Below are 23,632 nucleotides of genomic sequence, written 5' to 3' on the forward strand. Positions count from 1 at the left end.
AATAACTGACAAGAATTATGAATAAGACAATAAATATAAACCTTGATGGCTTTGCCTTTAAAATAGAAGAAGAAGCCTACGAGCGCCTTAACGAATACATTGAAACCCTTAAGAATCGCCTGGGCAATGATGAAGAGGCCAGGGAGGTGATTGCTGATATTGAATCCCGCATTGCCGAGTTGTTTCATTTTAAATGCCAGGGATGTACCATTGCTTTATCCGATGTTGAAGAGATTATTCATACCATTGGTGAGCCGAGCGAGATTGTGGACGAGGAAGAAGCCGAAACGCAGGAAAATGCCGGTAAAAGTACAAGCAGCTCATCATCCACCTATGTAGGCAAACGATCACTGTTTCGCGATCCGGATGATCGCATATTAGGTGGTGTTTGTGCCGGATTGGGTGCCTATTTCGATGTTGATCCGTTGGTGTTCCGCATCATAGCTGTTGTTACTACGCTTATGTCGGTTGGTGTTGTGCCAATTATTTACATCATTTTATGGATAGCCATGCCTAAGGCTAAAACACTGGGGCAGCGCATTGAGATGCGCGGAGGCATTACTTTCAAAAAAATGGGTGATAACATAAAGGAGGAGTATGAGGCTGTTTCCTCCAAGTTGAAAGAATATAAAAACAAACCTAATTATAAACGTATGCAACAACGAGCAAATAAAACAGGAGATGCCATGGCCAGCGGTCTTTATCAGCTGCTGAATATCTTTGGAATTATCTTAGGTATTGGCATCGTTATATGGAGTGTTTTATCCATTATGGGATTAGTTGGCTTCTTTGCTTTTAAAGACACCATTATGGGATTGGCTGTGTCAGATGGCAACCACTTTCTGGCGTCGGTACCTGACCGTTTCTTGTCTCATATGGATCAGACCCTACTATCGGCGGCCACATTTTTAGTAGTTGGCATTCCGTTTCTAGTGATATTATACCTGGGGCTGAAGCTGATATTCCACTTTAAAGGTCACGGCAAAGTGATAGGTATGACAGCACTGATTCTTTGGCTGGCAGGCATTGTGTTAGTATTCTTTACAGGAGTGCGAATTGCCAAAAGTTTTGAGCAAACCGGCAATGTTTCGGAGCAACACAGCTTAATGGCCAGTTCGGCAGAAACCATTTACCTGAAGCCTGCAGCTACCGAGGCTAATGGCAATAACCGCGACTACCTGATGGATATGGATCACCTGGAGCTGTTTTCGGCCGATGGCGAACTAATCATTGAAGGTGCACCAGTCATTAATATTACGCATGGCGATAGGTTTCAGATGACCATTGATAAAAAAGCCCGTGGACTTAATGAGGAAGAGGCTGAGTTTAATGCTCAGAATACCGTCTATAACTGGTCGCAGAATGATTCTATCGTTTACCTGGACAAGCGATTTATTATTGCAGAAGAAGCTCTTGTGCGTAATCAAAAGGTGTTTGTTACTATTCAAATTCCATATGGCAAACAATTGGAGGTAAGTCCGTACCTCGATAGATTTATTAATGAGTATTAAAAAGGTTTAAGGCTTTTATCATTAGGGTTAAACCTTTTGGTCTGAAAGGTTAAACCCTTTGCTTATAAAGGTTAAGGGTTTTGGGTGAAAAGCTTAAACCTTTTTGATGCAAGCCTTAAATGAATTACAAAAGAGAAATTTTTAACCCCCAATATTATGAAACAGATATTTGTATTTGCCTTGCTGATGTCGTTTGGTTTGGCTGTTAACGCACAAAGTCGTCCTTCGGATAAACTCTTTGAAAAGATGGCACTGAAACCCGGTGTTACCATGATGTCTTTCTCAAAAGAAATGCTGGACGCGGTTAATTTAAATTTTGACGATGATGAAGGCGATGAAGAAAGCAATGTGACAGGTGATTTGCATGAGGTTAAACTGATTATTTACACAGCGCCTGAGAACGAGGAACCAATGGCTTTCAGAGAAACGACCTTAGGGTATTTGCCCCTGAGCAGGTACGACAAGGTAGAAGATGATGATCCGGATGAAGATGTGGATATCCGTATATTACGAAAAGGAAAGAAAGTATCGGAATGCCATGTGTTGTTTCAAGGTGAAACCAATGGTGTTTTGCTTTCTTTCTTTGGCAACTTTAAAATTGATGAGGTAGATAAGCTGGCCGAAAAAATGGATAGCTATAAATAAGTTTGTTAGATAATATGGCAGGAGGCAGAAGTATCAAGAATCAAGATTTAAGACATAAGAATCAAGACTTTATTTAGAAAGAGCTAGTAGTCAGCAGCTCGAGGCTAAAGTAAATCAGTAGAAACAACAAGGATCGTATCCGGTTGCATTGTGCAACTTGGATGCGATCCTTTTTTTAGCTATAAGCTATCAGCTAAAAACCAGTAGCTTTATTTTTTGGCATATTTATCTCCGTCGTAGCCCCATTTCATATAGATAGAACCCCAGGTAAAGCCGGCACCAAATGAAGCAATAACAATGTTGTCGCCTTTCTTCAACTGCTTCTCCCACTCCCATAAGCACAAAGGAATAGTGGCTGAAGTAGTGTTTCCGTAGCGCTCAATATTGATCATCACCTTTTCTTTTGCCAGGTTCATGCGCTCAGCAGTAGCACCAATAATTCGTAAGTTGGCCTGATGAGGTACCAACCATGAAATATCTTCGTGGGTCATATTGTTGCGTTCCATAATCTCAACCGATACATCGGCCATTTTAGAAACGGCATTTTTAAAAACAGGCTGACCTTCCTGGTAGATATAGTGCATTTTGTTATCCACTGTTTCGTGCGAGGCAGGATAAACAGAGCCACCGCCTTTCATGTGTAAATGTACACGACCGAAACCATCGCTGCGCAGGATGCTGTCGCACACGCCAATTTCTTCTTCAGTTGGCTCAATCAAAACTGCAGTAGCTGCATCACCAAATAATACGCATGTGGTACGATCGGTGTAATCCACAATGGATGACATCTTTTCTGCACTTACTAATATTATTTTTTTCTTGGCACCTGATTCAATGAATCGGGTGGCTGTATCCAGTCCGTATAAGAATCCCGAACAGGCACCATTCAAGTCAAAACCATGTCCGTTTTTAATGCCGCACTTATCGGCAATGATGTTGGCTGTGGCCGGGAATGGGTGGTCTGGTGTTACGGTAGTACAAATCACCAGGTCAATTTCCTCGGGTTTAACACCGGTTTTCTCAAATAATTCTTTAATAGCTTCAACACCCATGTCCGAAGCACCAAGGCCTTCGCCTTTCTGGATGTGACGCTCTTTAATACCCACGCGGGTCATGATCCACTCGTCGGTGGTATCTACCATTGTGCTCAACTCATGATTATCAAGGATATAATCAGGAACATATGCTCCAACGGCTGTAATTACTGCATTGGTTTTTTTCATTTGACTTTCATTTTTTGCCTTTTGCGCACGGCGCAACAGCAAGTTGGAAACTACCAAGAAATTTAATTGTCCGCTCCAGAATTAATTTTTCTTTGTTTCCGTATTTTTTCAACAACAGCAAATGGTACCACACCTACCATTTACACAATACCACAATTGTTATAGCTTGTTCTTTTTATTGAAGCCATTTAACTAACACTCAATTAGGGCGACTACAAAAGTAAGAAAACAGTTATAGTATACAAACGATTTAATTTAAATGCCCTAAAACAAAATTTGCCCTCAAATTTCTTTGAGGGCAAATTTTATTGAATGCGGATTCAATAAACTATGCTGTCACTTCTTTTTCTACAGCTAATTTTCCACGGTAATAACCGCACTCACCACACACTGTGTGTAACTTTACAGTAGCACCACAGTTTGAACATACTCCCAATGCAGGTGCAACTGCTTTGTAGTGTGTTCTTCTCTTGTCTCTTCTCGTTTTCGAGATTTTTCGCTTAGGATGTGCCATTTTTCAACCTATTTACTTGATTTATCTAATAAATTTTTCAGAGCCGCCCATCGCGGATCCATATCATCGTCCTGCTCCTCATCCGTATCCTCTTCAACTAAATAATTATCCAGTTGATCCAGCATGTCAGTATCGCAGGTAACGTTGCCATCTTCATCTTCGGGGTGCACATGTCTGATTGGCAAGGCCACACAAATAAACTCGTATAGCAATTGTGCTACATTAATTTCGTGTTCATCGTGGGGCAATACAATAATCTCTTCTGTTGGTTCGTCATATTCCTCGCCAAACTTAATGTACATCAGCGATTCATTTTCAATCGGAAGAGTTAATGCCTCCAGACAGTTGTCACAAACAGTATCAATTTCACCTTTAATTTTAAAGGTTAAGGTTAGCAATGCTGAACTTTTACTAAGCTCAACCTCTGCTTTAACATCCCCCTTTTCAATCAAAGGTTGTTCAAATAACTCAAAGAATTCGGCCCCTATTTCATAGTTAAACAGGTGCTTACCTTCTTTTAAACCCTTGAATGGGATACTGTAGTTCCTCAATCTGTCCACTTTTCCCTAGCTAAAAACTGTGCAAAAGTATAAAATAAACCAATGTAAGAAAAGAAAAGTAATTTTTTAATTACATATTTTTATCAGTAACTAATAAATCAGGCCTTGGGAAGTACAATTCTAAAGGTGGTTCCCTTACCTATTTCTGACTCTTTAACAAACAATTTTCCGCCATGGTAGCCTTCCACAATGCGCCTGGCCAATGAGAGTCCTAAGCCCCAGCCCCGCAGCTTGGTGGTATATCCCGGTTTAAAAATTGTTTTGAATTGATTGCGGTGCAAACCTTTTCCGTTGTCTTTAATGTCGATTAGAAGATGCCCGTTATTGGTCTGGATGTTAATGTCAATTTGTCCGTTCCCATTCATGGCGTCAATGGCGTTTTTGCAAAGGTTTTCAACCACCCACTGGAATAACACCTTATTGATTTTAACCATTTGGTATGGTTGCAGTTCTGAATATATAGCCATGTTAATGTTGGAAGAGGTGCGCCTTTCCAGATAATTGATGATTTCTTCAATGGCAATCAGCAACGGTTGTTCGTTAAGTTCGGGTTTGGAACCTATTTTTGAGAAACGGTCGGTGATTACCTGTAGCCTTTCCACATCCTTCTCCAGCTCAAGAGCAATGTCGGTATTTTCCTCTTTTAGCTTTAGCAAGTCAACCCAGCCAAGCAGGGAGGAGGTAGGTGTGCCCAGCTGATGTGCTGTTTCTTTGGACATGCCCACCCACACCTGGTCTTGTTCGGCCTTGCGGGCGCCGTTGAATGCTAAGTAGGCAACAAATATAAATAGGGCAACTACAGAGAGTTGAATGATGGGGAACCATTCCAGTTTTTTAATTAGCACAGAATCGTCGTAGTAGAGGTATTGCAGTTCATTTTCCCCTAAATCAATCACAAGAGGTTTGGTTTTGCTCATGAGGCGTTCAAGCTCTTTCTGCAGAGCTTCGTCCGCATTTTCTTTGGGCAGCTGTATATTGCGATGAGAATTAATGCTTGAATCGGCTTCGGTTATAATAATAGGTATGGTGGTGTTTTGGCTGATGACTTCCAGGGTAAGCGCCAATTCATCCTCGCCTGTGCCGCTTTGCGTTATTTGCTTAATGGCCTGAATCCATATCTCTACACTTTTGCGCTCTTCATCTTTTAGCTGGTTGGTGAGGTCATCAGTGTACACAAGTGTGAATATGCCGATGGCTATGGCAGTGATTAGCAGGAATAGCTTCCAGATGCGCCGGTGTGTATAAAAACTCATTGGTTAATAGTTTGTTGTTATCAGCATTAACGGATAAGGAAGCTATTTATTACAGGCAGGCTATTAAATCTGACACCATTTTGTGAGCATTCGCGACAAATCTTCCACCTTGGTGGGTTTGGTAATGAAATCATCCATGCCAGCCTTCAGCACTCGCTCGCGCTCAGTTTCCTCAATGCTGGCCGTCATAGCAATTACCGGACAGGTGTCGCCTGTTTTACGCATCTTTTGCAAGGCTTCTATACCATCCATTTGTGGCATAAGGATATCCATAAACACAATGTCGTACTTGTTACGCTGCATTTTTTCAACTGCATCAACACCATTGCTAACCACATCTATTTTGTGACCGATTTTGTTAAACAAGCTTTTGGCGATGCGTTGGTTCAGCACATTATCTTCGGCCAGAAGTATTTTAAGTGATTGCTCTGCACTTGGCTCTCCAATTGCGGTGCGGCGCTTCGGTATACCGGGAAAGAAGCGGATAATACATTCCTCCAGGTTGGTAAGTTCAACGGGTTTACGCAAATACACATCTACACCAAGTTTTTTGGCAAGCGCAGTGTTGGATGGTTCAAAGTCAGAACTTTGCATGATGATGGGCATGCGTTTATGCAACCTGTTGTTGTAAAGCGTTTGTAAAAATTCCAGACCGTTAAAATCAGGGCGGTGATCAACGATAAGCAGGTGGTGTTTATTGTCGGTTCCTATAATGTCAATGGATTCGATGGACGGCGGAATAACTTTATAGTCAATGTGCAGCGAAGCCAGATTTTTCATCAGCACACGCACCTGTAAAGGTTCGTCAGAGATGATAAAGGCTCTCACTTTTTTTAAGGTATGAATGTGACTGTAGTTGAAGTGCTTCTGATGCGTTTTCGATTTGTATGGGATGGTGAATGCAAACTCGGCACCCGGATTGGCAGGATCACTGGATATGCCAGAAGGACTGTTGACCCATATTTCGCCACCCATCATATTTACCAATTGCTTTGATATGGTGATGCCAAGTCCGCTACCACCATATTTGCGTGTGGTACTTTCATCTTCCTGGGCGAATGAATTAAAGATGGTCTCCAACTTCTCTTTTTTAATACCAATACCAGAATCTTTAAGTGAAAAGAGTATGGCCGGCGAGCCGTTGATGCCCCGTGCTTGCTTAACGCTTAAATGAATACGTCCCTGGTTGGTAAACTTAATGGCATTGCTCAATAAGTTATTCAGTATCTGACGTACCCTTATTTGATCGCCCAAATAGTGCTTGGGCAGTTGAGTCATAGAAGTCCAGGTTAACTCTAAACCTTTATCATGGGCTTTAGGCATAAATGACTGAATGGTATTCTCAACTTCATCGTGCAAATCAAAGGGGATGGATTCAATCTCAAAACGTCCCGCTTCCATTTTGGAGAAGTCAAGAATATCATTGATCAAAACCAGCAGGGTATCAGCTGAACGTTTGACAATGCCCAGCAAGCTTCTGTCCTGTTCATCTTTTTCTGAGGAAAGCAGAATATCAGTCATGCCGATGATACCGTTTAGGGGTGTGCGCAGCTCATGGCTGATGTTGGCAATAAAGGTTGATTTGGCTTTGTTGGCCATTTCTTCACTTTTTCTCTCATTTTCAAGCGAAGTAACCTCCATGAAGACTTGCAATGAATACCTCTCCCGAAGCAAATAAAAAGGTATCTGTTCATTCAGAATTACCGATTCCTCATTTGTTTTGCTTTTCAGGATATACTTATTTGACTGCGAAGAGTAGGTGGTTTTATCAAGGCGTGTTTTGTTCTCAAATAAAATATTGTCGCTGGCAATGCGTCCAACCAGCTGATCCTCATCGTCGAATGCAAACAGTTTGAGGGCTGCTTTGTTAACCTGCCTGATGCGGTTTCGGCTATCTATCAGCACAACGCCAACCGGCATGTAATACACCATTTTCCTGAGCGCCTCTTCCGATTGTTTCAGTGTTTGTTCATCTTCGGCCTGCCTTCGCTGGTAAATACTAAAGGTGAGGATGATCAGGCAGATGATAAACAGTGATATGCCACCAACTAAAAACGAGTACCTGGCAATTGACGCGGTTATTATCTTCTGGGGCATCGAAAAAGCCAGGTAATAACCAATGCCGTCAAAATACAACTTACTGAATACCGTTAGCACTTTGATTTTTTTGCCATCGATATTGAGGTAGTGTATATCCGAAAACCAATCGTGTCTGGTAATCTGGCTGTCGATATTCCTCAGGTTAGGTATAAATTTATTCTGGTGCAAGGTGTTGAATACCACCTCGCCGTTAGGTTTCATTACCCACTGGAAATTGACATCTTCCACGTTAAAGTTGTGAAAGACGGATGAAAAGAACAGGTTGAGATCCATATTGAATTTCACGTATCCAATGATCTCGTCGTTAGTGAGTAAGGGTTGAATATATATGATTCGGGTACCCTGCGGGTTAATGAGTATTTTGGCTGTATTAATACCGATGTTATCACTATGGCCAAAGGCAGAAATGAAGGTGCCGTTGCTGGTTCGCTTTAACTCAAAAGCATGGCCCCTGGTATCATAAACCGTCAGATCGTTCAGGTGTTCGCTAAAGCCATTGTATAGCAATTCAAGTCGCTTCTGCACTTCAAAGGAATGCTGTCTGGATATAAAGAGGCTGTCAAGCTCTTTCTGCGAAATAAGTATGGAGATGCCTGTGTTGGTTTTGTTGGCAAACTGACTCAGCTTATCACGCACCATAAGTGATTGTTTGAGCAGTACATCCTTTTGAGAGTTTATTTGCCACTGGTAGGTGTCGAGGTAGTAGTAAACGTTGGAAACCACCAGAAAAGCAATGCTGATGAATGCTATAACAAAGGCTCTTTTCATAGGATGTAGTATTGCATTAGCCTTTATCTGTATTTTTCGTTTTTATCCAATAATATGCTCAAATAGCTTTCGTATCTCGAGAGCGCAATGTGCCCATCTTCCACGGCCTTTTTTACCGAACAGCCCGGTTCGCTATAGTGGCTGCAGTTGTTAAAACGGCAATCTTTGGCAAACTCAAATAGCTCTTTAAAATAATGATAAAGTTCTTCGCGCTCAATATGAATGAGGCCAAAGCCCCTGATACCCGGCGTATCAATAATGTACCCGCCAAAGCTAAGGGCATGCATTTCGGCAAATGTAGTGGTGTGCTTACCCGAATGGTGAATGGAGGATATCTCGGCTGTCTTTAGGTTTAAGCTGGGTTCAACCCGGTTAATCAGCGTAGATTTTCCAACGCCTGAATGGCCGCTTAATACACTTATCTTATCTTTTAAGAGGTTCTGGAACTCACTTAAATCTTCCTGCTTTTTGGCCGATACAGCCATGGTTTTATAGCCGATGCCTTCGTATAACTCACGCCACTCATTAAGTATCTGCATGTGTTTGGGATCGTAGCGGTCGGTTTTATTAAATACCAGCGTTACGGGTATGCCATATGCTTCGGAAGCAGCAATGAAGCGATCAACAAATACCCTGGAAGTCATAGGGTAGTTAATAGTGACAATTAGTACAGCCTGATCCACGTTGGCCGCTATAATGTGAGATTCTTTGGACAGGTTAGTGGCTTTTCGGATGATGTAGTTTTTGCGCTCTTTGATTTCAGAAATAACGCCTTCACCAGACTCGTCGTCATCAAATACAACGCGGTCGCCTACAGAAACAGGATTAGTACTCTTTATGCCCTGAAGCCTTATTTTGCCCCTGATACGGCATATCATTATGGTTCCGTCATCTGACAAAACAGTGTAACGGCTACCTGTTGACTTAATTACTAATCCATTCTTTTGCTCCATCCAAAAAACATTTTCTCAAAAATAGTTGAATGATTTTAAAAATACCCCATCAGTAAAGGAACTTTTCATTTGTTAAACTTCTGTTGTCCTGAATTTATTGTATTCACAAGGGGGTAACGGATGGCATTGGACGAAAAGTTTAATTTTTTACACGAATCGCTCGATTTCGTTTAGCAATGAATGTTTTTATGGGTTTGAATTATCTATTTTTGTAATGGACAATTAGTTAGCTAATTGTATTAACGCACATTATTCTTGAAGTGGTGGACAGTACAGATATTAAGGTTTTATTAGCAGAAAATGCCAGGTTAAAGCGGATGATGAAGCGGGTGTACCGAGGTGCCTGGGGTATACCTTTTTATCCTGAAAATACTGATGAGGCTGTTCCGGCCGGTTACTTACCACTTTACCTTTCCACCATTCTTTCCTCAGAAGATTCGTTTGAGGAGCGTATAGCTAAGTCATTAAGTGTACTGGGGCAGTTTGCTGATGTTAGTCGCATCTATATCTTCGAAAATCATGAAGGTGATAGCCTTTGTTCCAATACCTTTGAATGGTGCAACGATGGTGTAAATCCTGAGAAAGATAATCTTCAGAATATATCCTACGACGAGTTCGTTGAGTGGCGGAGGATGTTGATTGAGGAAGGTAGCATACAGGCCTCTGACATTAACCAATTGCCAGATGGTATAAGAGACATTCTAGCTCAGCAAAGCATAAAGTCGGTATTGGTTTATCCGATAATGGTAAAGGATCACTATTTTGGATTTATTGGGTTTGACGAATGCAGCTTCAATAGGGAATGGTTGCCTCACGAAACAGACTTGTTGCAGATGGCAGCGCGCTTGATCGCTAATACTTATGAGCAAGAAGCCGTATCCAGTGAGATTCGTAAAAGTCATGCCGAAATATTGAAAATTAACAAGGAGCTGGCCGATAAAGAACGTTTCCTGCAGAGCATTCTGAGTTCGGCACCAATTGGTATTTTGTTGGTGCGCAACCGGGTGATTGAATATATTAATGAGGCCACCCTTGCACAGTCAGGCTACACCAGAGAAGAATTGGTTGGGCATTCATTAGCTGATTTGTACTACAAAGGCAAACAGGATGAAGAGCTGGTTAATGATTTTTACAAAGCAATTGAAGCCAACGGGTTTGCCAGTATGGAAGCGCATATGCGCGGCAAATACAATAATGAAATCATTATAAGAGTGCTGGGCACGCCTGCGCCCGAAAGCATAGGCGAAAACGCCTACCTCCTCATTGGCGAAGACATTACACATGTTAAAAATACCGAGCATCATCTGCGGGAGAGTGAAGAGCGAAATCGTAAGCTGATAGAAGCCACCATTGATGGTATACTGATGATTAATGAGCATATGCAGTTGGTATATGCAAATTCCTCAGCTTGTAATATGCTGCACTATCAGCAGGAGGAATTATTTGAGCAGAAAATTGACGATTTATTTCATTCGGAAGAGTTAGTGGAAGACTTTTTGCTGGCCTTGAGTAGTGTGAAAAACGGTGTGGATTACAAGGGAGATATTCAGTTAATTGATAAAACAAAGCGCACCGTTCATGCGGAGATATACGCTACATCTATAAACCTCGATGGGGATTTCCATTATTACGTATCCATCCATAATATCACTAAACGTAAGCACAATGAGGCTTCCCTGAAACAAAGTGAAGAGAAATTCAGAGCTTTAACCGAAAATTCCCGTGATCATATTTTGCGCATCGATAGTGCGGGCGAATTGTCGTATTGTAACTCAGCCTTTCTGACTGATTTCAATCTGAGGTTGCAGGCTTGTGTCGGGAAGAAGCTTAGCCAAATAAAGGAGCTGCCAAAGGAACTGGTGGATGGCTTGCTTACCAGCGTGAATGATGTGCTGGCTTCGGCCACTGCCAGTAATATTGAAATAGAATACCGGTTTTTAGATGCCATAAAGGCCTTTGACTGGACCATTACGCCCGAAACGGATAATAAGCACATCTCGTCGTTGTTGATTGTAGGACGTGATTATACGCAGAAGAAAAAAGCAGAGCAGGAGTTGGTGATTGCCAAAGAAAAGGCCGTTGGCGCTGATAAGCTGAAGTCAGCCTTCCTGGCCAATATGAGCCACGAAATCAGAACGCCACTTAATGCCATTGTAGGATTTACCAATTTGCTCAAAGAGGAAAATATTTCTGACGCGGAAAAAGTCGAATACATCGATATTGTAAATAAGAGCTCGGAAAACCTGATGGACCTGATTAACGATATTGTTGATTTGGCAAAAATAGAAAGCGGTGAGCTGAGGCTGCATAAAGAGGAATGTAATGTGGTTCAGTTGCTTCAGGAGCTGCATCGTTTGTTTGAAAAGAGGATGGCCATTGATCAGAAGACGCATTTGAAGTTCTATCTGAATTTACCTGAAGGTCAATCTGACTATAAGGTGCAGTGCGATCAGCGACGCTTACGTCAGATATTTATCAACTTGCTGGGGAATGCTTTCAAGTTTACCCAAAAAGGATTTATTGAATTTGGGTTGACTACTGACAATCAACAACTGCGATTTTATGTACGTGATACCGGTATTGGTATTGCTGCCGATAAGCAGTCTTTTATTTTTGAGCCATTCAGGCAGGCAGACGAAAGTACTTCAAAGAATTATGGTGGCACCGGCTTGGGCTTATCCATTTGCAAGCGTTTAGTGGCGGCACACGGTGGTGAAATCGGGTTAATATCTGAGCCTTCAACGGGTTCAGAATTCTATTTTACATTGCCGCTGAAGAGTGCCGTGAATGGAAATAAAGTAAATGGTGTGAAGCAAGAGGTGATTGAAGAAAAGCCAACGATTAATGTCACACCTAATTTCACTTGGGCTAATAAAATGATGTTGCTGATAGATGCTACCAGTACGGCGCAGTTACAGCTGCGTAAGGTGCTTGACAGAACTAAAATTACACTGATATCTGCCCGTACGCAGAAATCTGCCAGAGAGCTGCTATTGAAACGTAACGATATTCATATTGTGTTGATGGATCTGGATATGCCCGGACTTGAGCTCGATGGCTTTATTTCAGGCATCAGACAGATGGGCATCTATGTGCCATTCATTGGACAAACCAATCAGTCCGTAACATCCGAATTGCAGGAAGCCTACAGAGCAATTGGCTTTAATCATGTGCTAGGGAAGCCGGTGGACAATGAAGAGCTATTGCAGGCCTTTAATCACTCGCTAAATGGCACCAGGGTTTAAGCTAAACATCTACACCTTTTCTGGCATTATCTATCTGCTCGCGTACCTCATTAAATTGCAGGTATGGGAATATCGAGGGAGCAATTGACTTCAAAGGTTCGTAAAGGTGCGAACTACTTTTCTGCTCCTCCGGAATCAGGCTGTAGGTTTTTTCGAAACTACCCAGAATGGCAATGATCACACTGATGATAAAGGCGTATTTAAGCAGACTGAAAATTGCTCCAAGTACCCGGTTGACCATGCCAAGGGCTATGGCCGACACTAGCTTATCAACTACCTTGGCTACCAAATGTACACCTATGACAATGGCGATAAACGTGACAATAAAAGCAATAAGGCCGATGTGTGAGGAATCAATGTGTTCCATTAGATAGGTTTCGGTAATACTGCTGAATTTAATAGCTCCGAAAAGGCCAAGTACCAACGCTGCCAATGATGCCAGTTCAATGATTAAGCCATTTTTGAATCCTTTTATGATGGCCAGTATTAGCAAGATGCCCGTTATTATGTCGAAATAGTTCATGATTATTAGATTAGCGGCTGAATCTCCCGTAATAATCCCGCCAACAGGCCAAAAATAGAAAAGAATTGTGAATATCTAAGAAGTGTCTGAGGACAATTAAACAGATGCTATCTAAATCCAGCTGATCATGCGATCATTGGCTCGGTTATTCGGCAAAGATCTAATTTTTACAGGTTAGAAGGGTAGGTGGGGCATATCAATCAGTATCATTGGTGATTTAATCGGCTGCCACAAGCATGCAATTGTCTATTACAGAGACGCAATTGATTTTGAGAGTTAAGCATATTCAATATACATGTAGTGTACATTTTATTTGTATTAAGGAACACTTAACCTGCAGTATAGATTAAAAGAATTACAGCACGACAGTAGCCACCTGTTGAGCCAAGTGCTGTTTTAACGATTGACAATACATACATGCAACGGGTTTTGATAATCAGGATCTGTTTGAGATCAATGTGGAATCGCTTCCTGAGAAAAAGCAAAGCCTGCAAGCGGTTTGCTTGCAGGCTTTTGTAGCCCCAACAGGACTCGAACCTGTATCTAGAGTTTAGGAAACTCTTGTTCTATCCCTTGAACTATGGGGCCAAATGCGGGGCAAATGTAATAGTTTTCATCGAAAAGAAAAATATCACAAGGACTTTAACCTGGCTGCCGCTTCTTCTAGTACATCATCGGGTTTGGCAAAGTTGATTCTGATTTGGTGGCGGTTTTGCCGCTCAGTCATAAAGGCGCTAATAGGCATGGTGGCTATTCCTTTTTCTTTAATCAGGCGAATAACGAATTCACGGTCTTTTTCTTCAGATATCTGACTGTAGTCAAACAGCTGAAAATAGGAGCCTGCGCACTTTAGCGGCTTAAACGCCGAGTCTTCCATTAGATGCAGCAACTTGTCGCGTTTATTCTGGTAAAAAGCCGATAATCTGGTGTATTCCTCTTTAAAGGACAGGAAGTCAGCCATGGCCATCTGAAATGGGGAGTTAACGCTATGCATCATGGCTTCATGTACCTGCCTGAATTCCTTCATTATCTCTTTGGGGGCAGCGCAGTAGCCAATCTGCCAGCCTGTTACATGATAAGTTTCGCCCAGTGAGGCTACGATAACACTTCGTTCGGCCAGCTTAGGGAAGCAAGCCACACTTTGGTGCAGGTGGCCATCAAACAGAATGTGCTCGAAGGTTTCTTCGCTCAGAACAATGATTTCGGAGCCACTAATGATTTTTTGGAGGCGCAACAGGTCTATTTCGCTTAAAGTCCAACCCGTAGGTGCATGTGGCGAATTAATGATGATCATCCGCGTTTTGCTGGAAATCATTTGCTGCACCAGCTCCCATTCAATGTGGTATTGCTCGCCACTCATGGGGATGGTACGCACCTGGCCTCCATTCATTTCAATAGCCGGTACATAATGCTCATTGGCTGGTTCAAATATGATAACTTCATCACCTTCTTTTACCAACGCGGCAATAGCTGTATAAATACCCTGAGAAGCTCCTGCGGTAATGGTTATTTCGGTTTCGGGATGGTAACAAGTGTCGTACAGACTGGCAATTTTGTCAGATACCTGTTGCCGCAGACTTAATTCGCCAGCTGGCATAGCATATCTGTTGAGTCCTTCACGCAAATGTTTTTCAACCAATTCAATCAGTTTGGGAGAACAATGAAAACCGGTATAGCCCGATGCCAGATTAATGGCGTTATATTCCTTAATTAAAGGACGTATTGTTGTCAGGAAGCTCGATTCCAGGTTGTGAAACTTTGAATTTATTTTCATGATGCAACTAAAAGGTTATAGGCAATTGCAGTAAGCCAAATCAATTTAGTCATTAAGTTTCTAAAATGCGGGTTGTTTTGCGGAATGGCAGTTTTTGTTCAATCAACATGCGTAATTATTTGACTAACGACTTCAGCATGAATATAAAGAGCTATTGTGCAGCCTGTGTTATTCATCATGAAACAGTTGGTGAACGATAGGCAATGACTTTAACTCGCCAAGCGTATCAATGTGCAGTCGGTAGTATTCGAGTATGGCTTCAAGCAGCGAATAGCGTTCGGCACTTTTTAGGGGCAGGTGTCTTAGGTTATCTACTTGTAAATCAAATAGCTTTTTCCAATTGGTGTTTACTTGCTGAGTAATAAAGAAACCGTGGGAAGGTTCTGCATTGGTGAAATGGCCGTTGAGCAAATCAAAAAAGTTCTGGTTTGCAGTGGCTCTCTCGGGGCCAAATCCTAGGAAGCGCGTTAGCTGGAACAAGAAAAACAGGTGAAAGTTGGCCGCGCCGTCGAGGCCACTGTCAAACAAGGCAATGCCATGGTAGATAAAACTGAACAGGTCGTTATTTTCTTCCTCTTCCCGAAGCACCTTGCTCATGAGTTCAGTCAGGAAGAAGGCCATGGCGCGCTTTTCTTGTTCAAAAGGGATGGAGCTTAAGGGGTGAGCAACCTTAAAATCTTTGATACGTTGTATGTCTGCTTTAGGCCGATGGTACACTTGCATGTCCAGTAGTGTCATCGGTTGAAGTAAAACTGTATTGCCCTTATTGCGCCTGGTGCGCACTTTATTAACCAGATAGCTTTGTCGCCCAAACTTTTCAGTATATACAGATACGATGATACTGGTCTCCTTATATTTTACGTGATTGAGTACTATGCCTTTGGTAGTGTGTATCATCGTTGCTGTTTTGTGCAAAAGTAGTATTTGAAGGTTAGATAAAGGAGAGTTGGGTGTAAAATTTAATCGAATGAAGATTGTACTATCATGTAGGGTTATGTATCCTTATTTTGTCTGATATATATGATTAGTTTGTTCACCATATGTTCAGTGAATGATAAAAGTATGTCAGGCATTTAATTAAAGTAACTATTTTTGTGAATTGTAGTAATACTATCATCGAAAAGAAATAAAAAAAGGATATAAATTTTAAAATGTGATTTATGACAGAGAATGTCAATTTCTTTAAGCGATTCAGTCAGGCGTTCTGGGTGGCTAACTTTGCTGAGCTTTTGGAGCGGGCAGCGTATTATGGAGTTTTTATTGTTATAACGCTTTACCTATCGCGCATACTTGGGTTTACGGATGTACAAGCGGCTGCCATTGCCGGTACCTTTAGTGCTTTGCTGTATTTCTTGCCAACTTTTACAGGTGCTTATGCTGATAAGATTGGTTTTAAAACCTCATTGATAGTTGCTTTCGGGCTATTGAGTGTGGGATATGCCGGATTGGGTGTGCTACCTACCGTGTTAGAGAGTGCAGGTTTGGCCAAGTATGGTGTAACTACTGAATTTACTGGCTTGAAGGAGTCGAATAGTAAGTACGTCATTCTGCCAATTATGGCCCTTATTATTATCGGTGGTAGTTTTATTAAATCGGTAATAACTGGTACTGTTGCTAAAGAGACATCGACAGCCAATCGTGCTACCGGATTCTCAATATTCTATACTATTGTCAATATTGGTTCATTCTCAGGCAAAACCATTGTAAAACCATTGCGCGAAGCCATGGGTAATGTTGGTTTAATTAACATCAGTTATTTCTCAGCCGGGATGACACTTTTGGCTTTGATAGCCATTGTCTTTTTCTTTCGCCCAACAGTGAGGAGTGGAGAGGGTAAGTCAATAAAGGAAATATGGCACGCCTTTATTAAAGTGCTTTTTAATGCCCGCTTAATTATTCTCATCATTATTATCACTGGTTTCTGGATGGTGCAGCACCAATTGTATGCAACTATGCCTAAGTATGTATTGCGTATGGCCGGCGAAGGTGCATCGCCGTCGTGGTATGCCAACGTCAATCCATTGGTGGTGTTTACAACGGTTGGACTGATTACAGCCTTGCTCAGGAAGCGTTCGGCCCTGTTCTCCATGACCATTGGTATGTTTATCATGCCTGTATCGGCATTTGCGATGGCGGCAGGTAATATGATTAGTGCGGAGAGCATTAACCTTGGCTTTATGACGATGCACCCGGTGGCCTTTATGATGATCATAGGTATTGCCTTCCAGGGCTTGGCTGAGTCTTTTATTTCTCCTCGTTTTCTGGAGTATTTCTCGTTACAGGCCCCCAAAGGTGAGGAGGGATTGTACCTTGGTTTTAGTCACCTGCATTCGTTTATTTCATCATTATTAGGATTCATCTCATCAGGTTTCTTATTGGAGAAATATTGTCCGGATCCTGAGCTGCTGACCGAGACAGAGAAAGTGACAGCATACGACCATGCGCACTATATCTGGTTCTTCTTTGTTGGGGTTGCATTGGTTTCAGCCATATCGTTAATTGTATATGGCTATGTGACCAAAAAGATAGATGCTAAGAAAGAGGATCTTAGCACAGAGGGGTAAAAATATTACGAACATTTTATTGAATTTTCTTGCAGAACAAAGGATTTGACTTATCTTTGCAACCGCAAAAAAGCTCAATAGAGTGTTGCCCAGATGGCGGAATTGGTAGACGCGCTGGTCTCAAACACCAGTGATAGCAATATCGTGCCGGTTCGATCCCGGCTCTGGGTACTGGAAGAAAATTCAAAAAGTACCAAAAGCGCTTAAAACTAATGTTTTAGGCGCTTTTTTTATTCTCCACGGTTGGCAAAAAACATCAAATAATCGCATGTTAACCGAGAACATATCGAGAACAGCTTCTAATTTTAGCCATTTTTCCTGTTTGTTCTCGGTAAACTCTGTAACTAATTCATTTTGACTTGATTTGATTTTGTTTACTCTTGGAAATAAGCCTCTAATTCCCTTAGTTTTGAGCTGGAATTTGACGTTTATCGAGAGTAGCGAGAACACTTTTACAAACTTTTTTTTAAAAGGAGGTACAAAATGCGTTTAACGATTAATTTTTTGCTCAAGCATTCAAGGAAGAATGAGGCCGTTTCTCCTATCTATGCACGATTGACGATTCAGAACCGGCGCATGGAATTAGCAACTAAGCTACAAGTGGACCCCGAAATTTGGGATGAGACAACCAAGCGTTGTATTGGCAAAACAACATTAGCTAAAAGTATTAACCGACAGTTACAGCAATTTGAGGTGAAGCTGCGTGGTATTTTCAGTCATCTTGTTGCATTAGGCGATGAATTTGACGTGAATGATATCAAGGATGAGTTTCTGGGGGTAAGAAAAAAACAAACGGGTTTATTGGAGGTGTTTACATATTATCTGGAAACCATCGAAAAAGGCATTGGTAAAGGATATGCTTTTCGCACGTTGAAGCATTATCGCGTTACCTATAAAAGGGTGCAATTGTATATTAAGTCTTTGAAGCGAAATGATTACCCAATCTCGAAGGTAAACTATAAATTTTTGAATGGGTTTGATGTGTATCTTAAAGCCAATTATCCGATTATTCAAAATACTGTGTGGAATTACCACAAACACTTGCGCCGAGTTTTAAATCTTGGTGTTTCATTGGAGCATATTTCCGTTAATCCTTATAATCGGTTTAAGGTCAAATTAGAGCCCACGCATCGTGAATTTATTACCTTGAAAGAGTTAGGTATGATAGAAAAGAAGAAATTAAATGTTGTTCGTCTAAGTGCTATTCGGGATGCATTTGTTTTTGCTTGTTATACCGGACTTTCTTATGCCGATATATCTAAGCTAAGTGAAAAACACTTGCGAGTTGATGATAATGATAAGGAATGGATTATCATCAACCGTTCTAAAAACAATAACCGTTGCATGATTCCGCTTTTCCCTAATGCAAAAGCTATTATTGAAAAGTATAAAGATTTCCCGGAATCGATGTTGAAAGGCCGATTGTTGCCAATCCTCTCCAATCAACGGATGAATGCTTACCTGAAAGAGTTGGCTGATATATGCGGTATAGATAAAGACTTATCAATGCATGTGGCACGTCACACTTTTGCGACTTCTGTTACGCTTTCCAATGGAGTGCCCATTGAAACGGTGTCAAAAATATTAGGACATACATCTCTTAAGACAACGCAGATTTATGCGAAAGTAATTGCCAGTAAAATATCTAGTGATATGGATGATTTACAGAGAAAACTCAATTTGTGATATTTTGTTTTGGAGGTATTTCTGCCAATAGACAGAGCTCCCTCACAGAAGAAAAATAACAGGGCGAATGCCATGTTGTAATTGTCTCTTTATATTGTTTCTGCCGTATAGAGTATCGCTCCTCCGAAAGAATGAAGAATAGAACTTTCGCTCACTGCAAGGGCGACATGTTTGGATGGCGTTCATTTACCCTTGCGGGAGAAGAAAGGGCTATTAATTTTTGAAGGAGGAGGGAGAAACGGGCGGTAGAAATCTGATGTTTTTACCACTAATTTTTTAAGTAGATAATTTATATTTTGCCAAGGTGGTTTCGTAAAAAATGACGTTCAAATTCAGAGAATCATACAATTTGAATTGATTTGTATTGCTTTGCTTATTGTTTAGTAATAAGCGAGTTGGTAATTTAATGAGGCAAAAATAACACTCTTAAATTACCCGTATGAAACTCAAAGAATTATTTGAAAGCCATGCCTTTTTATACATGCTTCAGCAAAGGTGTGATCGGTCGTGGTTTGATGCAAAAGTGTTCGGCATAAACGCGCCAAAATCAATCAAAGACATTTTCTTTCCAATCGCACAGGCCCGTCAGCAAAAAGCTTGGTATTATTGCGTGCCGCAAAATACAAGCCCTTTGCTCTGTCCGCTCAAAATCTCTTTGAATTGATTTCTCTTCCCGTCGCACGAGGCTTTTTATTCCGCTTCCTTTTGCCAAACCATGACCTTAAAATATGGGTGGCTTACGCATGTAAAAAAGCCCTAATGTATGTTTTAATCAGATAAAGAAAATAGTGTCTGAAATATCTTTTACGAAGTGGATGCAAGATGTGTTTTTGTTATACAAAAACGAGTTTCCTTGCTCTACGAGGTTTAATAATTATTAAAGTCAAAAAACAGGATATGAGACCACGAATAGGAGAGAAGGATAAATTATCAGAGCATATTATTCTTCGATTAACAAAGTCAGAAAAAGCTGAAATTCTAAACCGAGTGAAAGAGGAGAAGCTTCTATCTGTTGCAGACTATGTTCGCTCAAGATTGTTCAAAAAACGCCTGTCAAAGCGTATAACTGTTAGTGAAGAATATGTACGAACCTTTCGAACCATGGATTATAATCTAACAAAGATAGGGATTAACTTAAATCAGATTGCACACAAATTGAATAGCTACAACACTTATATTCTTACAGAAGAAGATAAGGATGCATTCAGAGATTGTCATGGCCAACTGAATGAATGCTTTAGTATTTTGGGAAAGTTCCTTCTTAAAATTAGATAGGATATAAATTTAGGTATCAGATGAATCAGCAGTTATATGCATTGAAATATAAATTTACAATAAAGTCAATTAATTATATCATTTTGCATATAATATTGCTATATTTGGTTTTTTATATCTTAATGCATATAATGAAAACACTGGCTGAATTTGTAAAACAACGTCGAAAAGAGGTGAATCTGACACAAGAGGAATTTGCCGAGCGGGCAGGGGTGGCTTTAACTGTTGTTCGAAAAATAGAGCAGGGCAAAACCAATATGAACCTCGATAAAGTGAATCAGGTATTGGCTATGTTTGGTCATGAGCTGGCACCTGTTAATTCCAGAGAACTTCAAACGAATGAATGATGAGACAAGCTAGAATTTATTACCAGGATATCTATGCAGGTTTATTAGTTGAGACTGACGATGGAGATTATTTATTCACTTACGATGAGCAATATGTGAAGCGGTACCCCCAACAGTTTTTGACTTTTACCATGCCGGTTGCGAAACAGACTTACAAATCCAATCGCTTGTTTCCATTTTTTGAAGGATTGATTCCTGAGGGTTGGTTGTTGGAGATTGCTTCAAAAAGCTGGAAGATAAATCCGAATGACCGCATGGGACTTTTACTAGCCTGTTGTCAGAATTGCATTGGTGCAGTGAGTGTTGAACCAATATCAGAAGAAGATGAATAAGTGTTTGTATTGTTATCAACCAATAAATGGAGAAGGCGACTTTCATGAAGCGTGTAGCCAACAGTTCTTTGGGTCAAAAGTGCCACCTGAATTACCTTATTCAATCGACCAAATGTCAGAATTAGCTAAAGATGTTGTGGAGCGAAGTGTTACTGTTCCAGGTGTGCAGCCGAAATTATCTATGGGTTTGATTGAGGAGGCAGGAAAGAAGACTGATAAGCGTTTAACAGTTGTTGGCGCTTTAGGTGGAAACTTCATCTTTAAGCCGCCATCAGCCGACTATCCTGAAATGCCAGCCAATGAGCACCTGACTATGCGTATTGCTGAAGCATTTGGAATAAATGTGGTACCCTCCAGTTTGATTCGGTTACAATCAGGTGAGCTATCCTACATTACCAAACGCGTTGACCGGACCGAGCAAGGTGAAAAAATACATATGCTGGATATGTTTCAAATCAACGAAGCCTTTGACAAGTATAAAAGCTCAATGGAAAAAGTCGGAAAGGCACTCGGAGCCTACTCTGCCAATCCTCTTTTGGATAAACTATTCTTGTTTGAGCTAACATTGTTTAGTTTCCTGACAGGTAACAATGATATGCACCTGAAGAATTTTTCCATGATTTTAACCAATGACACATGGAAGTTGGCACCAGCTTATGATTTGCTCAATGTATCCATCGTATTACCGGAAGATACAGAGGAGCTGGCTTTGACGCTTGGAGGTAAAAAGAAGAAACTAACCAAAAACTATTTTGATGCATATGGACAAAATCTTGGTTTGAATAAAAAGCAAGTAGAGGGCGTTTATAAGCGCTTTATTAAAAACAAATCTTTGGCATTGAAGTGGATTGAACAGTCATTTTTGTGTGAAGAGATGAAAGGGAAGTATAAGGATGTTATGGAGGAGAGGTATATTCTTTTTTTAGTCTGATTTGAAGGGGTAGTCTTATAAAACCTGGGTTTGGGGAGACTTTAATATAAATGTCAGAAGTATTAGATTTCTTAATCATTCGATGTAGTTACAAATTTCTTAACGAGGCTAAACTAGGTAAATTCAAACTTGATAGGTTCTAGGGAAGTTTTGCCACTATGCTAAGAAAGAGTGAGTTGATTCTTGAAGTTCAAGTTGAAATATTGATTTGTTCTTATTTTCGAATATATTATTATGCTATTTTTGAGTATGCATAATAATATACTATCACCATCCCAGACAAAAGTTATTCATGATATTGCTTCATTTGATCAACTTTTCAAAAGAAAAGATCAAAAAGGTAACATCTATTATGAGATTAATAATGCTGTTATTGATTGTGAAATACCGTATGAACACTTCCAGAATATTTTATCTCTATGTTGTATTAATACCATATTCTCATGCCAATTCGTAATAGACTGCCTAAGAGTAAACAGTATTTCATTCAATAATGTTGAGTTTATTGAAAGGTTCAGTATGCGAGGGACAGTAAATGAAAATTGCTCCTTTCAAGCAGTCTCTTTCCATCAAGCATCGTCTATCAGTCGATTGACTTGCTTAAAATGCTTCGATTTTCAAAACATCACAATTCATAAAAGAGTTGAATTTTTTATTGAAATTCAATTCATCGGTGTTGCAACCTTTTCTAACCTAACAAAAGTTAATGGTAACGAAGGCCTATTTTTTTACGATACAATTTTCAAAGATAAAGTCTATTTTAAAAACATATATGACCAATACCTTTCGTTAAACTCTTGCAAGTTTGAATCCATTCTATCACTTAGTTTAGTTCATTTGCGAGAGCTTTTTCTGTCCGCTACGGTCTTTAATTCTACCATTGAGACTAATCAGGTATCTTTCGAACAAGGGGCAAGAGAAGTATTTAGGCAACTTAAGCATCAGATGCTTACAAACAATAATAAAATTGATGCATTAGAATTTCATAAATTGGAAATGAATGCATTTAAAACTGAAATAAAAGAAAGGAAATGGTATAATCCAGACAAATGGATTCTTCGTCTCAACAGTGTTTCTAACTCGCATGGAACAAATCCTTGGGTAGGAATAGCGTTTGTTTTAAGTGTTTCTATCATTGGGTTCTTTCCGCAATTATTAGTGTTGAAGGATAGTTATTTTGAATGGGGTTGGTATGGATTTGAAAGACAATTATTGGCTATGGGGACAACAATTAAATTATGGATTAATTTCATAAATCCAGCCCATAGTATTGATTTCTTGGGAGATTACAATCCTAGAGCAATAACATATATTTGGGATAATATATGGCGTATTTTTATCGGTTATGGATATTATCAGACCATTCAGGCGTTCAGGAAGTATGGTAGACTATAAAAATGCTTTTTCGAAAAGTAACAGTGTACATTT

At 40.4% G+C, this 23,632-nt stretch carries 20 protein-coding genes and 2 tRNA genes; 12 read left to right on the forward strand and 10 right to left on the reverse strand.

Annotated features, from left to right (window positions below; genetic code table 11):
• Positions 1 to 17: 17 nt before the first annotated feature.
• Together KEM09_RS00790 and KEM09_RS00795 are read left to right on the forward strand one after the other, a co-directional pair.
• Entirely contained in the window at positions 18 to 1,511 is a 1,494-nt protein-coding gene (locus KEM09_RS00790) for a PspC domain-containing protein (RefSeq protein WP_212223844.1), read from the forward strand.
• A gap of 156 nt (positions 1,512 to 1,667) precedes the next feature.
• Positions 1,668 to 2,156, forward strand: coding sequence for a DUF4252 domain-containing protein (locus KEM09_RS00795; RefSeq protein ID WP_212223846.1), 489 nt, complete (start codon positions 1,668 to 1,670; stop codon positions 2,154 to 2,156).
• A gap of 209 nt (positions 2,157 to 2,365) precedes the next feature.
• On the opposite strand, the gene KEM09_RS00800 is transcribed toward KEM09_RS00795, so the two are convergent.
• From KEM09_RS00800 to rsgA, 6 genes are all read right to left on the reverse strand, one after another.
• Positions 2,366 to 3,379 carry a beta-ketoacyl-ACP synthase III gene (locus KEM09_RS00800; protein WP_212223848.1) on the reverse strand — a complete coding sequence of 338 codons (1,014 nt, stop codon included), beginning with the start codon at positions 3,377 to 3,379 and terminating at the stop codon, positions 2,366 to 2,368.
• A 328-nt stretch (positions 3,380 to 3,707) separates the two neighbouring features.
• Positions 3,708 to 3,893 carry a 50S ribosomal protein L32 gene (rpmF, locus tag KEM09_RS00805; RefSeq protein ID WP_212188993.1) on the reverse strand — a complete coding sequence of 62 codons (186 nt, stop codon included), beginning with the start codon at positions 3,891 to 3,893 and terminating at the stop codon, positions 3,708 to 3,710.
• Positions 3,894 to 3,901: 8 nt separating this feature from the next.
• Positions 3,902 to 4,453, reverse strand: coding sequence for a YceD family protein (locus KEM09_RS00810; RefSeq protein ID WP_212223850.1), 552 nt, complete (start codon positions 4,451 to 4,453; stop codon positions 3,902 to 3,904).
• 98 nt (positions 4,454 to 4,551) lie between these two features.
• Entirely contained in the window at positions 4,552 to 5,706 is a 1,155-nt protein-coding gene (locus KEM09_RS00815) for a sensor histidine kinase (protein WP_212223852.1), read from the reverse strand.
• 63 nt (positions 5,707 to 5,769) lie between these two features.
• Positions 5,770 to 8,574, reverse strand: coding sequence for a response regulator (locus KEM09_RS00820; protein WP_212223854.1), 2,805 nt, complete (start codon positions 8,572 to 8,574; stop codon positions 5,770 to 5,772).
• A 23-nt stretch (positions 8,575 to 8,597) separates the two neighbouring features.
• Positions 8,598 to 9,527, reverse strand: coding sequence for a ribosome small subunit-dependent GTPase A (gene rsgA / locus KEM09_RS00825; RefSeq protein WP_212223865.1), 930 nt, complete (start codon positions 9,525 to 9,527; stop codon positions 8,598 to 8,600).
• A 263-nt stretch (positions 9,528 to 9,790) separates the two neighbouring features.
• Here rsgA and KEM09_RS00830 point away from each other — a divergent pair, with 263 nt between their 5' ends.
• Positions 9,791 to 12,772, forward strand: a complete 2,982-nt coding sequence (locus tag KEM09_RS00830; RefSeq protein WP_212223867.1) for a PAS domain S-box protein — start codon at positions 9,791 to 9,793, stop codon at positions 12,770 to 12,772.
• A 1-nt stretch (position 12,773) separates the two neighbouring features.
• Here the strand turns inward: KEM09_RS00830 and KEM09_RS00835 are convergent, their stop codons facing one another.
• The 4 genes from KEM09_RS00835 to recO form a co-directional block, all read right to left on the reverse strand.
• Positions 12,774 to 13,295, reverse strand: coding sequence for a CvpA family protein (locus KEM09_RS00835; protein WP_212188987.1), 522 nt, complete (start codon positions 13,293 to 13,295; stop codon positions 12,774 to 12,776).
• Between the two features lie 516 nt (positions 13,296 to 13,811).
• Positions 13,812 to 13,883, reverse strand: a tRNA-Arg gene (locus KEM09_RS00840).
• 43 nt (positions 13,884 to 13,926) lie between these two features.
• Positions 13,927 to 15,069, reverse strand: coding sequence for a methionine aminotransferase (locus tag KEM09_RS00845; protein WP_212223874.1), 1,143 nt, complete (start codon positions 15,067 to 15,069; stop codon positions 13,927 to 13,929).
• A 168-nt stretch (positions 15,070 to 15,237) separates the two neighbouring features.
• Positions 15,238 to 15,966, reverse strand: a complete 729-nt coding sequence (gene recO / locus KEM09_RS00850) for a DNA repair protein RecO (RefSeq protein ID WP_212223876.1) — start codon at positions 15,964 to 15,966, stop codon at positions 15,238 to 15,240.
• A 263-nt stretch (positions 15,967 to 16,229) separates the two neighbouring features.
• Between recO and KEM09_RS00855 the strand changes: the two genes are divergently transcribed.
• The 9 genes from KEM09_RS00855 to KEM09_RS00895 all read left to right on the forward strand — a co-directional run bounded on the left by KEM09_RS00855 (position 16,230) and on the right by KEM09_RS00895 (position 23,599).
• Entirely contained in the window at positions 16,230 to 17,633 is a 1,404-nt protein-coding gene (locus tag KEM09_RS00855; RefSeq protein WP_212223884.1) for an MFS transporter, read from the forward strand.
• Positions 17,634 to 17,720: 87 nt separating this feature from the next.
• A tRNA-Leu gene (locus tag KEM09_RS00860) sits at positions 17,721 to 17,804 on the forward strand.
• Between the two features lie 312 nt (positions 17,805 to 18,116).
• On the forward strand, positions 18,117 to 19,319 hold the full coding sequence (locus tag KEM09_RS00865; protein ID WP_212223886.1) for a site-specific integrase: 1,203 nt from the start codon (positions 18,117 to 18,119) through the stop codon (positions 19,317 to 19,319).
• Positions 19,320 to 19,758: 439 nt separating this feature from the next.
• Complete coding sequence (locus KEM09_RS00870; protein ID WP_212223888.1) at positions 19,759 to 19,983, forward strand: hypothetical protein; 225 nt, start codon at positions 19,759 to 19,761, stop codon at positions 19,981 to 19,983.
• 233 nt (positions 19,984 to 20,216) lie between these two features.
• Positions 20,217 to 20,594 carry a plasmid mobilization protein gene (locus tag KEM09_RS00875; RefSeq protein WP_212223896.1) on the forward strand — a complete coding sequence of 126 codons (378 nt, stop codon included), beginning with the start codon at positions 20,217 to 20,219 and terminating at the stop codon, positions 20,592 to 20,594.
• Positions 20,595 to 20,725: 131 nt separating this feature from the next.
• Complete coding sequence (locus KEM09_RS00880; RefSeq protein ID WP_212223898.1) at positions 20,726 to 20,941, forward strand: type II toxin-antitoxin system Y4mF family antitoxin; 216 nt, start codon at positions 20,726 to 20,728, stop codon at positions 20,939 to 20,941.
• Complete coding sequence (locus KEM09_RS00885) at positions 20,941 to 21,273, forward strand: HipA N-terminal domain-containing protein (RefSeq protein WP_244824736.1); 333 nt, start codon at positions 20,941 to 20,943, stop codon at positions 21,271 to 21,273. The genes KEM09_RS00880 and KEM09_RS00885 overlap by 1 nt, the downstream gene beginning before the upstream one ends.
• A complete protein-coding gene (locus tag KEM09_RS00890) occupies positions 21,266 to 22,204 on the forward strand; it encodes a HipA domain-containing protein (protein ID WP_212223903.1) in 939 nt (312 codons plus the stop codon). Before KEM09_RS00885 ends, KEM09_RS00890 begins: the two co-directional genes overlap by 8 nt.
• A 519-nt stretch (positions 22,205 to 22,723) precedes the next feature.
• Positions 22,724 to 23,599, forward strand: coding sequence for a hypothetical protein (locus KEM09_RS00895; RefSeq protein WP_212223905.1), 876 nt, complete (start codon positions 22,724 to 22,726; stop codon positions 23,597 to 23,599).
• Positions 23,600 to 23,632 lie beyond the last annotated feature (33 nt).

Origin of the sequence: Carboxylicivirga mesophila, assembly GCF_018271975.1 — a bacterium.
Taxonomy (GTDB): Bacteria; Bacteroidota; Bacteroidia; order Bacteroidales; family Marinilabiliaceae; genus Carboxylicivirga; species Carboxylicivirga mesophila.

Coding starts and splice junctions, on each gene's coding strand:
- recO (WP_212223876.1), bottom strand. CDS start 15,966: ATGATACACACTACCAAAGGCATAGTACTCAATCACGTAAAATATAAG.
- rpmF (WP_212188993.1), bottom strand. CDS start 3,893: ATGGCACATCCTAAGCGAAAAATCTCGAAAACGAGAAGAGACAAGAGA.
- KEM09_RS00890 (WP_212223903.1), top strand. CDS start 21,266: ATGAATAAGTGTTTGTATTGTTATCAACCAATAAATGGAGAAGGCGAC.
- KEM09_RS00870 (WP_212223888.1), top strand. CDS start 19,759: ATGAAACTCAAAGAATTATTTGAAAGCCATGCCTTTTTATACATGCTT.
- KEM09_RS00845 (WP_212223874.1), bottom strand. CDS start 15,069: ATGAAAATAAATTCAAAGTTTCACAACCTGGAATCGAGCTTCCTGACA.
- KEM09_RS00815 (WP_212223852.1), bottom strand. CDS start 5,706: ATGAGTTTTTATACACACCGGCGCATCTGGAAGCTATTCCTGCTAATC.
- rsgA (WP_212223865.1), bottom strand. CDS start 9,527: ATGGAGCAAAAGAATGGATTAGTAATTAAGTCAACAGGTAGCCGTTAC.
- KEM09_RS00880 (WP_212223898.1), top strand. CDS start 20,726: ATGAAAACACTGGCTGAATTTGTAAAACAACGTCGAAAAGAGGTGAAT.
- KEM09_RS00885 (WP_244824736.1), top strand. CDS start 20,941: ATGAGACAAGCTAGAATTTATTACCAGGATATCTATGCAGGTTTATTA.
- KEM09_RS00865 (WP_212223886.1), top strand. CDS start 18,117: ATGCGTTTAACGATTAATTTTTTGCTCAAGCATTCAAGGAAGAATGAG.
- KEM09_RS00795 (WP_212223846.1), top strand. CDS start 1,668: ATGAAACAGATATTTGTATTTGCCTTGCTGATGTCGTTTGGTTTGGCT.
- KEM09_RS00790 (WP_212223844.1), top strand. CDS start 18: ATGAATAAGACAATAAATATAAACCTTGATGGCTTTGCCTTTAAAATA.
- KEM09_RS00835 (WP_212188987.1), bottom strand. CDS start 13,295: ATGAACTATTTCGACATAATAACGGGCATCTTGCTAATACTGGCCATC.
- KEM09_RS00820 (WP_212223854.1), bottom strand. CDS start 8,574: ATGAAAAGAGCCTTTGTTATAGCATTCATCAGCATTGCTTTTCTGGTG.
- KEM09_RS00875 (WP_212223896.1), top strand. CDS start 20,217: ATGAGACCACGAATAGGAGAGAAGGATAAATTATCAGAGCATATTATT.
- KEM09_RS00855 (WP_212223884.1), top strand. CDS start 16,230: ATGACAGAGAATGTCAATTTCTTTAAGCGATTCAGTCAGGCGTTCTGG.
- KEM09_RS00800 (WP_212223848.1), bottom strand. CDS start 3,379: ATGAAAAAAACCAATGCAGTAATTACAGCCGTTGGAGCATATGTTCCT.
- KEM09_RS00895 (WP_212223905.1), top strand. CDS start 22,724: ATGCGAGGGACAGTAAATGAAAATTGCTCCTTTCAAGCAGTCTCTTTC.